At 67.3% G+C, this 12,905-nt stretch carries 12 protein-coding genes and 2 pseudogenes; 7 read left to right on the top strand and 7 right to left on the bottom strand.

The features are described from left to right. Nucleotides 1-198: 198 nt before the first annotated feature. The 5 genes from OG978_RS43810 to OG978_RS43790 form a co-directional block, all read right to left on the bottom strand. Nucleotides 199-930 carry an IclR family transcriptional regulator gene (locus OG978_RS43810; protein ID WP_326770661.1) on the bottom strand — a complete coding sequence of 244 codons (732 nt, stop codon included), beginning with the start codon at nt 928-930 and terminating at the stop codon, nt 199-201. A 169-nt stretch (nt 931-1,099) separates the two neighbouring features. Beyond that, nucleotides 1,100-1,534, bottom strand: coding sequence for a MarR family winged helix-turn-helix transcriptional regulator (locus tag OG978_RS43805; protein ID WP_326770660.1), 435 nt, complete (start codon nt 1,532-1,534; stop codon nt 1,100-1,102). 119 nt (nt 1,535-1,653) lie between these two features. Next, nucleotides 1,654-2,520, bottom strand: a complete 867-nt coding sequence (locus tag OG978_RS43800) for a fumarylacetoacetate hydrolase family protein (protein WP_326770659.1) — start codon at nt 2,518-2,520, stop codon at nt 1,654-1,656. 42 nt (nt 2,521-2,562) lie between these two features. Further along, on the bottom strand, nt 2,563-3,600 hold the full coding sequence (locus tag OG978_RS43795; protein ID WP_326770658.1) for a cupin domain-containing protein: 1,038 nt from the start codon (nt 3,598-3,600) through the stop codon (nt 2,563-2,565). A 21-nt stretch (nt 3,601-3,621) separates the two neighbouring features. Further along, on the bottom strand, nt 3,622-4,836 hold the full coding sequence (locus OG978_RS43790) for an FAD-dependent monooxygenase (RefSeq protein ID WP_326770657.1): 1,215 nt from the start codon (nt 4,834-4,836) through the stop codon (nt 3,622-3,624). Nucleotides 4,837-5,465: 629 nt separating this feature from the next. Here OG978_RS43790 and OG978_RS43785 point away from each other — a divergent pair. Further along, entirely contained in the window at nt 5,466-5,792 is a 327-nt protein-coding gene (locus OG978_RS43785; protein WP_326770656.1) for a hypothetical protein, read from the top strand. Between the two features lie 857 nt (nt 5,793-6,649). Here the strand turns inward: OG978_RS43785 and OG978_RS43780 are convergent. Both OG978_RS43780 and OG978_RS43775 read right to left on the bottom strand, forming a co-directional pair. Continuing rightward, a pseudogene (locus tag OG978_RS43780) lies at nt 6,650-6,778 on the bottom strand (ROK family protein); the annotation flags it as partial. 63 nt (nt 6,779-6,841) lie between these two features. Then, nucleotides 6,842-7,063: pseudogene (locus tag OG978_RS43775) on the bottom strand (NUDIX domain-containing protein); the annotation flags it as partial. 501 nt (nt 7,064-7,564) lie between these two features. On the opposite strand from OG978_RS43775, the gene OG978_RS43770 reads away from it, so the two are divergent. The 6 genes from OG978_RS43770 to OG978_RS43745 all read left to right on the top strand — a co-directional run bounded on the left by OG978_RS43770 (nt 7,565) and on the right by OG978_RS43745 (nt 12,904). Then, the gene (locus tag OG978_RS43770; protein ID WP_326770655.1) at nt 7,565-8,965 is read left to right on the top strand and encodes a sensor histidine kinase; all 1,401 of its coding nucleotides are present in this window, start codon (nt 7,565-7,567) and stop codon (nt 8,963-8,965) included. Nucleotides 8,966-8,967: 2 nt separating this feature from the next. Next, nucleotides 8,968-9,399: a roadblock/LC7 domain-containing protein gene (locus tag OG978_RS43765; protein ID WP_326770654.1), complete on the top strand. Its 432-nt coding sequence runs from the start codon at nt 8,968-8,970 to the stop codon at nt 9,397-9,399. Continuing rightward, nucleotides 9,396-9,779: a DUF742 domain-containing protein gene (locus OG978_RS43760; protein WP_072485399.1), complete on the top strand. Its 384-nt coding sequence runs from the start codon at nt 9,396-9,398 to the stop codon at nt 9,777-9,779. Before OG978_RS43765 ends, OG978_RS43760 begins: the two co-directional genes overlap by 4 nt. Then, nucleotides 9,751-10,371, top strand: a complete 621-nt coding sequence (locus OG978_RS43755) for a GTP-binding protein (RefSeq protein ID WP_442817885.1) — start codon at nt 9,751-9,753, stop codon at nt 10,369-10,371. The genes OG978_RS43760 and OG978_RS43755 overlap by 29 nt, the downstream gene beginning before the upstream one ends. After that, nucleotides 10,368-11,660, top strand: a complete 1,293-nt coding sequence (locus tag OG978_RS43750) for a cytochrome P450 (protein ID WP_326770653.1) — start codon at nt 10,368-10,370, stop codon at nt 11,658-11,660. Before OG978_RS43755 ends, OG978_RS43750 begins: the two co-directional genes overlap by 4 nt. Nucleotides 11,661-11,824: 164 nt before the next feature. Beyond that, a complete protein-coding gene (locus OG978_RS43745; protein WP_326770652.1) occupies nt 11,825-12,904 on the top strand; it encodes a polyprenyl synthetase family protein in 1,080 nt (359 codons plus the stop codon). The last annotated feature ends 1 nt before the right edge of the window (nt 12,905 follow it).

The raw sequence follows: 12,905 nt of genomic DNA, 5'->3' as shown, positions 1-12,905 counted from the left end.
CGCTGGGCGGCATGGAACTCGAAACGCATGAACATGGGAGCACTCCGTCGTCGACTGCGATATGACCGACGCCTTTGAACCAGCTCACATCCAGTGGCTCGCTCCAGCAGTCGGCGCACACATGGTCTGAATCCGGCGCGGCTGCAACCAGCCGCTTTTCCGTATGCCGGGAAACCATTTACTTCGCGGGAGAGCCGGTCAGGAAACGGGCATGTGAAGTGCGCGGTTGATGGCACGGGCGCTGGTAAGGACGAGGTCAGCCAGGGCAGCCGGGGTGGCAGAGCCGCAAGGCACGACAAGTGAAACGGCCGCGACGACCTCTCCTTGCGGGGACCGCACCGGCGCGGCCACCGAAAGCGTGTCGAGCGACAGCTGTCGGTCGCTCACCGCGTAGCCCCGTGCCCGAACCTGTGCCAGCACCCCTCGCAGCCGGTTGGCATCGGTGATCGTGTAAGGCGTGCTACGTACGATGGGCCGTTCCAGCACGTCGTTCTGGACAGAGGCCGGTGCGTGGGCGAGCAGGGCCAGCCCCGCGCCTGTCGCGGTGATGGCAAGCCGGCCGCCTACACGCGTGAGTGTCGGTACCGCGCAGCTTCCCCCGATCCGCTCGATGAACACCGCCTCCGTGCCTTCGCGCACGGCCAGCTGCACATTTTCGCGGGTGACCAGCGAGAGATCCTCGAGGTAGGGCAAGGCTCGCTCGCGCAACCCCTGACCGCGTGGTGCCAGCGAGCCGAGCTCCCACAGGCGCAGCCCGATGCGATAGCGTCCCTGGGCGTCACGCTCCAGTGCTCCCCAGGCAAGCAGTTCTCCCAGCATCCGGTGGACGGTCGACACGGGCAGTTGCGCTTTTCGCGCCAGCTCGCTGAGTGACAGGTGAGGGGACTGAGCGCTGAAGGCGTCGAGGATCTGCAGGGCGCGGCTGATCACAGGTCCTGTACCGGTGGCTCCTTGGGCCTGTGCTACTGGGCTGTGTTCCGGTCCGTCGTCCCTGGTGGCGCGAGAGTGGTCTTGCAGCAACGGCTGACTCCTCGGACAGATAGAGAGTTCGCAAGTCGTCCTGATCCGGCCGGTGGATGAGCCGCAGTGCAGGAGGCTGTCAACTGCCCATTGGCGACGTGACTTCCATGTCGGCGATGGTGCGCAGGACGCTCACGGCCGAAGCGCGTTCACTGGCGGGCAGAGCCGACAGAAGCTGTTCGTTGACGCGTTGCGCGGGCGGGATGAGGGACCCCAGAAGGCGGTCGCCATTGTCGGTCAGACTCAGCAGAGTGCGTCTGCGGTCCGCGGCGTCCCGCACCTGGGTGACGTACTGCTGATCGGTGAGGCGGCGGACAATGAGATTGACGGTGGAGCGGTCCAGCGAGGTGACGGAGGCGAGAGTGCGCTGATCGATACCGGACTGCTGCCGCAGAGCGTTGAGAACGGCGAATTGCTGAGAGGTGATCTCTTGGGAAACCTGAGCAGCCCACATCGCGGTATGCACTTGCTCCGCTCGGCGGATCAGATGCCCGATGTAATTCTCCAGATTCAATGCGCGTACCACGGTGTTCCATCTTTCTTCCGCTGAGGTGGTGCCCTCCTCCCGGACGGCGGGCCCATCCGGGAGTCTACGAGCGAGCGGCATTGCCTCGGTGTGCGCTGTCCCGTCCGTCAGCGGGAGTGGTACCCGGGACGCTGCGCGTAGGCAGTGGCCCCCGACCCGTCCACGCCGACTTCGAGGCGTCCGACGCGCTCGATCTCCAGCACCACGCGATCGCCATGGCTGAGCGGGCCGACACCCGCTGGGGTTCCGGTTGCGATCACGTCACCGGGGTGCAGGGTCATGACGGAACTCGTGTAAGCGATGAGCTCTCGCACGCCGAAAATGAGATCTGCCGTATTGGTCCGCTGTCGTGTGGTCCCGGCGACGTCACAGCGAAGGTCCAGTGTGTCCGGATCCGGGATCTCGTCCGCGGTCACGATCCAGGGTCCGATGGGAGTGAAGGTGTCGAAGGACTTGCGGGTGGAACGGTCTTCGCCGGAGCGGACGGTGATGTCCAGGACGCAGGTGTATCCGAAGACGTGATCGAGAGCGTCGTCACGTGAGACGTGGGAGGCGGTGCGTCCGATGATGACGCCCAGCTCGCCCTCCTGGTCGGTCCGCTTGTCGGTGTAGGGCAGAAGGATGTCCTGACCTGGCCCGATCACGGAGGAGTTCGCCTTGAGGAAGACGCCGAGGTCGGCGACCGAGGTGGTGTACTCCATCTCGGCCTTGTGATCGAGGTAGTTGACGGGAGCGCCGATGATCTTCCCCGGGCGGGGAAGCGGCGCTTCGAGCGTCGCCTCGGCCAGAAGCGTGTGGGGCGCTCCGGTGAGGTCCAGCGGCCCGGTACGACCGTCGGCCAGGCGCTCGATGTGGCGGTGCAGCGGGCCTTCGGGCCCGTAAGGGCCGGTGCCGGCGAGCTGTTCGGTCACGTCGATGATGTCGTTGCCGTCGACGAGTCCGAGTCGGCCCTCGTTGAAGAGAGTCAGACGCATGTCATGTTCCTTGCTGTGGTGAGCGGTTGGACGTCCGGGATGTCAGGCGCCGGGGTCGGATGTCTCGGTGCGGTACAGGCCGAGCGAGCGCATCACCGGTTCGTCGCTGTAGGAGAAGAGGACGGCGTCCTGAGAGGCGGACGCGTTGAGGTGCCGGTACGAGGCCCAGCCGGGGACCGCGAAGGTGTCGTGTTCGGACCAGTCCAGCCGTACGCCGTCGACCACGGTGGCACCTTCGCCGCGGACCACGTTGAAGATCGTGGACGCTGTGTGCCGGCGGCCCGCTCCCTGGAACCCGGGGCGCAGACGCTGCACCCGGCAGCCGATCGTCGGCATCACGGGGCCACCGGTCCAGGGGTTGGTGTACTCCAGCACGATGCCGTCGATGTCGCTGCCCTCGGCGGTGTCCGCGACGGCCTCGAGGGCTCGTGCGGTCTCCTCCCAGGTGTAGCGGGTGACGGGTGAGTTGGGCCCGTCGGGGGTCAGCCAGGCCGGTGTGAGCCGGCCGTGCAGAAACTGCCGGCTGCCCGCGTCGTCAGGTCGAGTGACCGGCTGCAGGCGCTGCGGGTACTGCTCGTAGAATCCCGCCTCCAGTGCGTTGACCAGCGGGTAGTCCAGGGCATCCAGCCAGATCATGGGCGCGTCACCCTGGTGGGTGTGGTCGTGCCAGTTCCAGCCGGGGGTCAGCAGCAGGTCGCCTGGGGCCATGTGGACGCGTTCCCCGTTGACGGTGGTCCAGGCGCCGGTGCCCTCCAGGATGAAACGGAACGCGTTGGAGGTGTGCCGGTGGGCCTGGGCGGTCTCGCCGGGGAGGATGATCTGGAGCCCGGCGTACAGGGTGTTGACGGTGGCCGGCGGGTCGATGAGACCGGGATTGACCAGCATCAGTACCCGGCGCTCGGCCTCGTCGAGGGACAGAGTCCGCGAGAAGTGCAGCAGGTGAGGGCGCAGGTCCTGCCAGCTCCAGCGATGGGGAAGCGCACGGCTGCGGGGCTCGGCGGGGAAGAGGTTGCCGTAGAAGCGCCACAGCGGGGCGGCGCCCAGGTTCTCCAGGGCCTTGTAGGCGGCGTCGTCGGTCATGGTGGTCCTCCGTACGGTCGGTCAGGCGGCGGAAACGGTGTCGGGGGCCGGTGTCCACACCCAGGAGATGTCGTCGAAGTCGTGCGAGGAACGGGTGGCGAGCAGGGCATTGCGGACGGCGGCGCCCATGCCCTCCAGGTGGCACAGTTCCCCGAAGCTGCGGGCCGTGGTCTGGATCAGGGCCGCTCGTCCCTGGCGCCGCTCTGCATAGGAGGCGAAGGCGTCGGCCGCGTCCTCGGACTCGGCAAGCGCACGGCCGAGGGCCACGGCGTCCTCCAGGGCCTGGCAGGCGCCCTGGGCCAGGTACTGGAGCATGGGGTGTGCCGCGTCGCCGAGCAGGGCGATGCGTCCGTATACCCAGGTGTCGACCGGTGCGCGGTCGAACAACGGCCAGCGACGGTCGCGGGAGACCAGCGGCAGTGCGGCACGCACGGCCGGGCACGTGTCGGCGAACCGCTCCTCAAGTTCGGCCTCCGTGCCCCAGTCGTCCGAATCGGGCCTGTAGTGGTCGCTTTCGAAGACCGCGACCTGGTTGTACAGCTCGCCACGGCGCACGGGGTACTGCACGAGGTGCATACGGGGGCCGGCCCACACCATCACCGCCTCCGAGGCGGCAATCTCCGACATACGGCCCGTCATCCGGACGGTGGGCAGCGCGCCGCGGAAGGCGACGTAGCGGGAGCAGACCGGATCACCGTCGCCGACCAGCGCCTGGCGCAACACGGAGCGCAGCCCGTCGGCGGCCACCACCGCGTCGGACTCCAGGACCTCCGTGGTCTCCGCGAAGTGCAGGCGGACGCCGGAGCCGTCCTGCTCGACGCGGACGACAGTGCACCCGGTGTGCAGGGTGATGGCGGGATGTGCCCGGCAAGCGGTCAGCAGGGCCGTGTGCAGGTCCGTGCGGTGGGTGACCAGGTACGGGTGGCGGAAGCGTTCGCGGAACGCGTCGCTGTGCAGGTCGAGTTCGGTGATCCGGTCGCCGTTGAGGGCATCCATCATGACCAGTCGGGGCGGCACCACGGCCGTCTGCCGCACCTCGGGCAGAACGCCCAGCTCTTCCAGCGCGAGGGATGCGTTGGGGGCCAACTGCAGGCCGGCTCCGATCTCGCCGAACTCGGTCGCGCGTTCCACGAGCGTCACCCGCTTCCCCGCGCGGGCGGCGGCCAGGGCGGCAGCCAGCCCGCCGATGCCTCCACCGACCACGGCGAGTTGCGGGGATGTAAAGGACGACGGCATACGGCCTCCTCGTTGAGACGGGGGATGGGCGGCGAGCGGAACGCGGGGCGGCGCCCACTGCCAGCCAAATAGTCAGTACACCAATCATTGGTGTACTGACGATATTAAGCGCGGGTTGCAGGGGGGTCAACGGGTTCAAGGAAGGATTTCCGCAGCTCGCGTGGTGTGATCTTGCTGGTCGAGCCGGTATGGGCCGAGGAAGCAAGTCCGCACGGCATGCAGCATCTGCTGTGCGGGGCATCCTGGGATGAAGCGCTCCGGGTCTGTTGGAGGCTCGATTCCCTGAGAGGATCGAGCCATGGCCCGTCCGTCCCCCTACCCCGCCGAGCTTCGTGGGCGTGCGCTGCGCATGGTCGCGCTCATCCCGCCGCGCCTCGTGAGGCGAATGCCCTGTGGTCGTGCTGGCGGTGGCGTAGTTCCCGGCCCCGGATCAGTGGACGCTGGCCGAGCGGGAGCAGGCCAAAGCGCGCCAACGGCTCGGTCGACCGTCCATCCGCGTCCAAACCCGCAGCTGTCCGCAAGGTAGCTCGTCCATCCGCAGGCTTCTCCGCGGTTCCTACGCCCTCACCCGCAAGGGCTGGCGCGAGTACCGGAAGCACTTCATGTGGACAGGGATCAGTGACGAATCCATGCACATAACGGCCTCAGCGGGCGGCTTCGCGGCAGTCAACGTCAACAGCCCTCACGGGGTGGCCCAGAGCAGCGGGCGTGACAGCAGCGCCGACCTGTCCGGCATCTCGTACCATCAGCTGGCCACCGCTCTCAGGGCCGACTCGGAAAGTGCCCAGCCCGAGGAGGCGGTCAGGGCACGGGAGTATGCCGAAGACCTGACGGACGCGGCCGGTGCGCAGGACACCGACCGGGCCAACCGCGTCCTCGGTCGCGTCAACGCCCTTCTCACAACTGCGAGTTCCGCCTTCACCCTGACCAGGAACCTGCTTCCGCCCGGCAACTGAGCCCGGACCCACCTCGCACGGCTCGACTTCCGGGGGTCGGTGACGGCCGAACCGGGGGCTACGCCGGGCACCACGGCCATTGGGATGCGTCCCGCCCGGACACCGGAGCGGTCGCTTCGAGCGCCGTCCGAGGCGCCTGGGGCCGGGGGTGTGACGGTCTCGGCGGTACGTACCACAGTGGGAGCGGATGTGCGGGAGGCACGGGCGGGTGGGCTCTGGATGCGGATGCTGATCAGCCGTGGAAGCACCTGGAGGTGTTCCGGGGGTGGGTGCGGCGCAGCAGCGATAGTCGGGGGTGGCTGGCGGTGACCTCACACGTCGGCGGGCAGCACCCTGTGGTGAGTGCCGCCCGCCCGACGTACGCGGCTCGCGCTCACGCCCGAATGTCACTCGGCCGTGTCAGCATTATGCCCCTGGTATGGGAATCGGACAGCGGCGTCCGAGAACAGCCCGAGCTGCACGACCGGGAAGGCCCCGATGCAGGGAGCGGCTCCAGCTTTCGCTTCTCGGCCGTCCTGCACCCACGTGGAGATGGGGGCCGACTCCTTCGCGTCGTCCGTGTACACAGCCGTGCTCAGGCCCCTGAGGACTGTCTCGTGGTACGCGTGATGCTTGACGCCCATCGGGTCTTCGAACCGCACGCCCCACAGCGGAGAGTCAGGGTCACGGAACTCCTCGGCGGGATCTTGGAGATCGGCGACGCGCCCACCGAGGGAGACGTGCCGCGTCCAGGCGAGGGTCCGCCGACACCACTTGCGGACCGCATCCGCCGCTACCCGAAGATCCCGCGCCACCACAACAATCGGCGGAACGTCAGGGCCTGCACACGCCAGCACGATCTGCGCCTGTAACGCCACCGCCGGCGCAGACGTCGCCATCCGGCGCGTCAACTCCCGCTCCAGGGACGGCAGAAGCCACGGTGCGAGCCGCGAGAGCTCGCCGCCCAGCACCACCGCGCGCGGGTCGAGGAGATTCACCGCCCCGGAGATGCAGGTGCTGAAGGCGTGCGGAGGCACGGAAGACCGGTAGGAAGGCGAGCAACTTCTGAAGTACTCCTTCTCCCCCTCTGCATTCTCCATCTCGTGGAGCAGGCGCACGATGTCCGCATCACCGGCGATCTCCTCACGGACCTCACTCAGGAGCGCGGCCTCCCGGCTGGTGTCGCTCTCTTCGACACCGCCGCCAACGATCACCCAGTACGGGGCGATACGGCGAGTTGCCGGAGAGTGCCACTGTCTACGCCGTGCGATCAGCGAGAACCCGGCGAGCAAAGATCGTCCGGTTCGTAACTGCGCGGGCCCACCAACGCCGCGTGCACAGATCAACTCCAGTAAACTGACGGCGCTTTAGGAAGTGCCAGGGCCGCGGCGACTGCGTGCGATGGCGGGAAGCACCCGATGTAGCCGACGTTCGCAGTCATCAACGGAGCTCTGATGAACCTGTTCATTTGCGTTCAGCGGGCTCCGCCCTGCGACCGTTTCCGGGGCCGGGAGTTGCGCGAGGGCTGGCCGCACGGCCGACGCTGCCCGTGGGGATCGCGCCGCTGGAGCCTTGGCCGGCTCGGGCGATTCACCGGGCCCCGTCTCGGCCTCGCAGTCGTTTGTCTGCGGTGCACTTCTTCGCCCTGTATGAACGGTCCACGCACTATTCACCAATTGCCACATTGTTCTCCTGTCCGCCAGTTCTCCGGAGGCCGCACTCACCACCCCTACGGGGGAGTGAACCGCTGCGCCGCTCTTCGAAGGCTCGACCGACCTCTAGGACCACCCTCCGTGACCTTGTCCTCAAAAATCGCCCTTGCCCTCGGCGTCTTGTCCCTCCTCCTAGCAGTCTGGGCGCTGCTCCTGGCACGCTCGCGCCGCAAGCACGTACGACGGGTCAGAGACTTGTCCGCGGAGGCGCAGGCCGCCAATTCCCGTGTGCAGGCTGCCGAGGGCCGCACCCGAACCGAGGTGCAGAACAGGCAGGCCGCAGAGTCCCGCACGAAGGAACTCAGTACCCGCGAGGCGGAGCTTCTCGACGAAGTTCGTCACCTCGTCTCCGATCGGCTTCCCGCTCTCGCACTGCACCTGATCAGCTCTCATCACCCCGTCCCCGGACTCCTGCACAAGCACCTCGCGGGGTCCGAGGCTGCACAGCTCCTCGACGCCCTACCCGAAGCGGTTTCTGGCATCGTCCTCAAGGAAAGGCGCCGCATCGACGCCGCTGCTCGGGCTGCTCTGCGTGGCGCGACTCAGGAGTCCCAGGCCCTCTCCTACCGGTTGCAGACGAATATCGTGGGTCTACAGCACGAGTTCAGCGCGCCGCCCCGTCTGACGCAGAGTCTGCTTGAGTCCGACCACATCAATGAGCAGAACCTGCGCCTCACGCAGAGATCCGCCATCGTGTGCGGAGGCTGGCCGGGTCACGTCCGCAAGGACACCTACGTGAGCGAGGTCGTCAGTGGCGCCTCCTCCCGACTGCGCGGCTTCGACCGCATCAACATCGTTTCTCGGCTGGGTTTTTCCAACATCGGCGTGGTCGGGCGTGCGGCCGAGCCTGTTGCTGTGGTCTGCGCCGAGCTGATGGCCAACGCGCTGGAGCACTCCCGTGACGACCTCATGGTGGACGTCGGCTTGATCCAGACCGGCAACGGCAGTGTGTGCATCACGATCGACGACGCCGGCAAGGGCATGACCTCAGAGGCGCTCGCCCGCGGCCGAAGTCTGATATCGGGTGACCAGCAGGAGGTGTTGCTCCTCGAACTCGGCGATCCGCCGTCCATGGGCTTCGCCGCCATCGGCCGTCTCGTCGCCGACTACGGCCTCCATGTCTCCATCGACACTTCCTCTCCCTATGGCGGGGTGCGCGCTGTGGTGTCCGTTCCCGAGAACTTGTTGACCTCGATCGACGAAAACGCCACACCTCCGTCGGTCATGGCTCCCCAACCTGCCGTGGCGCCACAGGCCCACAAGCGGCCCGCCGCTGCCGACTCGCCCGCGCAATCGCCCGCGCCGACCGGCGCGGCCGCGCTTCCGCAGCGCCGCCGCCGTTTCTCAGCGACAGCCACCGATAATGAGGCCGCCGCAGCGCCCCGCCCCTTGAACCCGGAAGACACCGGTGCCATGTGGAGCGATTTCCAAAGTGGCCTCACCGGCGACCGGTCCGTCACCGATTCGGAGTCAACACTGTGACCATGCCTGAAACCCACGAAGAGACCGGCCCGTCCGCCTGGGTCCTGAAGCCCATCACCGAAATCCGTGGTGTCCGGCACGCCCTGACCATGACTCTCGACGGGATGGTCCAGGCCATCTCCGAGGATCTCACCAAGGACGAGGCAGACGGCATCGGTGCGATGACCGCCGCGCTGCACTCCGCCTCCCGCGCCGCCACCAACGCCGTTCTGGGAGCCCCTCGAAGCACTCCGCTCAAGACCGTCACCTCGCACAACGACCGGGGTATCTACATGGTCATGCCGGTCGGCGAGGGAACCAACACCCTGATCGCGGCGGCGGGCGACGAGGACATGCCCATGGGAGTGGTCGCGGCCACCATGGCCCGCCAGGCAATGAAACTCGGGGAACAGATAATGTCCGTTCCCGCCCGTACCAGCGACGGGGCGTCATGAGCCGGGGCCAGGAACAGCGACGGCTGCTGCCGGCCTACCTCGCGACCGGGACCAGCCCCGGCGCCGGCCTCTCGGGCACCCTCGATTCGCTGGCCGCTCTGCGTGCCAGTGGTCTGCCCCTCGCGAGGTACCACACAGCGGTGCACCAGCGCGTGATCGAGCTCCTCACCGACGGATCGCTCAGCGTCGTCGAACTGGCCGGCTACCTCGGCCTCCCGGTCAGCGTGACTCTGGTGCTCGCCGAACAACTCGTCAGTGACGGTCAGTTAAAGGCCACCGTCCCGCTTCCGGACGCCCTCCGCGCGTCGAACGATGGCCGACCGTCGAAAGAAGTCCTGGAGGAGGTTCTGAGTGGACTCCACGCTCTCCTTGCCGCCTAGCTCGCCCCCCGTCTACCTGCCCGAGGGGGAACACCGAAGGATCAAGATCCTCGTTGCCGGCCCGCTCGGTATCGGCAAGACGACCGTGGTCAAGTCGCTGTCGCAGATTCCGACACTGCACACCGACGAGGTCATGACGAACGCGGCGGTCGCTACCGATGACCTCAGCCACGATGTCCTGCGCGACAAAACCACCACCACGGTCGCCATCGACTTCGGCCGTCTGACGCTGCCAGGCGACAAGATCGTTCTGTACTTGTACGGAACTCCGGGGCAGCGCCGCTTCCTTCCGCTGTGGGAAGGCATCGCGTTCGGAGCACTCGGTGCCCTCATCCTGGTCGACACCCGGCGGCTCAAGGACTCCTGGGAAGTGATGGAACTCATCGAGGAGCGCGGTTTGCCGTACGCCGTCGCTGTCAATGTCTTCCCTGACTCACCCAAGTACGACTTGGCGCTCATCCGTTCGAAGCTCGACCTCGCCCCGGAGACACCACTGGTCACCTGTGACGCACGAGAGAAGAACAGCGGCCTGCACGCCCTCGCCCAACTGACCGCCCATTCCATATCCGTTGCCGGAGTCAAAGCCTCGTGACGCTCACACCAGCCGAAGCCCCCGTGTCCCTGCACGGGGCCGAACACGCCGCGAACCCGCAGCGCAGCTATGAACTGCTGCGCAGACAGGGACCGGTCGGCGTAGCCGAGGTGGCCCCCGGTGTCGTGGTCAACCTGGTCACCGACTACCGAGCCGCCCTCGACCTCCTCCAGGACACCGATACGTGGACCAAGGACACCCGGAGCTGGCTGCCCCAGGTGCCGGAGGACAGCCCGATCCGGCCCCTGGTGGAGTGGCGGCCGAGTCTGTTCTTCGCCGACGGCGAGGCACACGCGCACCTGCGACGTGTGATCACGGACAGCTTCGGTCTCCTGGATCCCCATGATGTGCGCGCCCTGACATTCCGCTTCGCCGACACGCTGCTCCAGGAATTCGCCGATACCGGGACGGTTGACCTCGTCCGCCAGTACGCGCAGCAGCTGCCCCTGATGGTCTTCAACGCTCTGTTCGGCATGCCGGACGAGGAGGGCCGGCGGCTTGTGTGGGCGCTCGGGGCGATGATGGACAGCGATCCGGAGACGCAAGCTGCGGGCGGGCAGTCGTTCGGCGCCTACCTCGAAACGCTCTACGCGACCAAGGCGGCACAGCGCGGCCACGATCTGACCTCCTGGTTCATCGATCATCCCAATGGGCTGAGCCAGGAAGAGGCCGTCAACCAGATCCTCATCACCCTCGGGGCCGGGAACGAGCCGCTGGGCAACCTCATCGCCAACACGCTCGTCCGCATGCTCAGCGACGACCGCTATTTCGGCACCCTGACCACCGGGAGCCTGCCCATCCAGAACGCCATCGACGACGCGCTGTGGCACGACGCGCCGCTGGCCAACTACAGCGTCCACTTTCCCAAGAAGGACGTGACCTTCCACGGCGCTCGCATCCCCGCGGGCTCGCCCGTCATGGTGTCGTACGCAGCCGCCAACACCTGTCCCCACTCGGGCATTCCGGCGGACGGCTACCGCTCCGGGAACAAGGCCCACCTGGCCTTCGCCGCAGGTCCCCATACATGTCCTGCCCGTGACGTCGCCACACTGATCGCCACGGCCGCCATCGAGAGGCTCCTGACCTATCTGCCGGACATCGAACTGGATGTTCCCGCCGACAGGCTGACCTACCGCCCCGGGGCTGTCCACCGGACGCTCACCTCGCTCCCGGCCCGATTCACCCCGCTGACCCCCGACGCCAACGGGGCCACCCCCTGGAGCCGGAGCCCTTCCCGCCCCGAGCGGGACACACCGTTCTCCCCGACGTCAGGCGGCACTGAGGCGTAGAAGCCGTATCACCTGCCGTCGATCGTCACGTCGCGGTGGTGCCGCCCGGGAGCCGGCCGGCACCACCGCTACAACCTCAGGGAGGAGACGCGGGTCCGTTGACCCGTCCTCTGCAAGAACGGAACCGCGACGACGGTTCCCGAACGAAAGAGGATCAACCGCCGGTGACACAAACCCTTCCCACGGGACTGCCCGACCTCTCTTCCCTACGACAGAAGGTCGGCGCGGCTCTGACCGGATTCCTGGACGACAAGGAACGTGCTGCGCCAGGAATCGAGCTGCTCTACCTGACCACCGCCCTGCGCGGACTCCTGACCGGCGGAAAACGACTTCGGTCCCTGCTGTGCCTGTACGGATGGCAAGCCGCCGGAGCAACAGGTGACATGACTGCTGCCGTTCGCACTGCCGCCAGCCTCGAACTCTTCCAGGTGTTCGCCCTGGTACACGACGACGTGATGGACGACAGCGATATCCGCCGCGGCCGGCCGTCCGCCCACCGTGCACTGGCCACCGCGTATACCGACAGCGGCGGCCCGGGCAGCAGGGCCGAGGCACACGGTCTGGGCGCGGCCGTCCTGCTCGGCGATCTGGCCCTGGTGTGGTCCGATGAACTCCTCCGAACAGCGGACCTCAGCCCGGGGCGGCTGGCGCAGGTGCTGCCACTGGTGGCCGAGATGCGGAGCGAGGTCATGTACGGCCAGCTCTTGGACTTGCAGACCACCGGCCGCCTCACCGGTGATGTGGATACGGCACTGCACGTTATTCGATACAAGACGGCTAAATACACCATAGAACGACCCCTTCACATAGGGGCAGCAGCGGCCGGAGCAACCCCGCCCGTACTCGATGCCTGCACCGGTTTCGGCATCCCACTAGGAGAAGCGTTTCAGCTGCGGGACGACCTGCTCGGGGTCTTCGGTGATCCTGCCAAAACGGGCAAACCAGTACTGGACGACCTGCGCGAGGGCAAGGCCACCGTCCTGATGGCGCTCGCGGTCCAGCGAGCCTCCACGGCCGAACTGAAAACACTGCGCGAGCTCGTCGGCCGAAGCGACCTCAACGAGGAACACGCAGCCGCGGTCCGCACGATCCTGAACTCCACCGGCGCCCGGCAGACCGTGGAGGAAATGATCACCACACGACGGGCCGCCGCCCTCGCCGCCCTGGACGACGCCCCCTTCCCGGGAAGTGCCACAGCCTCCCTGCGCCGGCTCGCCCTGGACGCGACGGCCAGGCAGACATAAC

The organism is Streptomyces sp. NBC_01591 (assembly GCF_035918155.1).
In the GTDB taxonomy this organism is placed as follows: Bacteria; Actinomycetota; Actinomycetes; order Streptomycetales; family Streptomycetaceae; genus Streptomyces.
Note: the sequence above shows the minus strand (reverse complement) of the source record. Positions and strands in the feature narration are given on the sequence as shown.

Bases quoted from the DNA above. Each gene is read 5' to 3' on its own strand.
- OG978_RS43800 (WP_326770659.1), bottom strand. From the start codon at position 2,520: ATGCGTCTGACTCTCTTCAACGAGGGCCGACTCGGACTCGTCGACGGC.
- OG978_RS43795 (WP_326770658.1), bottom strand. From the start codon at position 3,600: ATGACCGACGACGCCGCCTACAAGGCCCTGGAGAACCTGGGCGCCGCC.
- OG978_RS43790 (WP_326770657.1), bottom strand. From the start codon at position 4,836: ATGCCGTCGTCCTTTACATCCCCGCAACTCGCCGTGGTCGGTGGAGGC.
- OG978_RS43785 (WP_326770656.1), top strand. From the start codon at position 5,466: ATGCACATAACGGCCTCAGCGGGCGGCTTCGCGGCAGTCAACGTCAAC.
- OG978_RS43765 (WP_326770654.1), top strand. From the start codon at position 8,968: ATGCCTGAAACCCACGAAGAGACCGGCCCGTCCGCCTGGGTCCTGAAG.
- OG978_RS43760 (WP_072485399.1), top strand. From the start codon at position 9,396: ATGAGCCGGGGCCAGGAACAGCGACGGCTGCTGCCGGCCTACCTCGCG.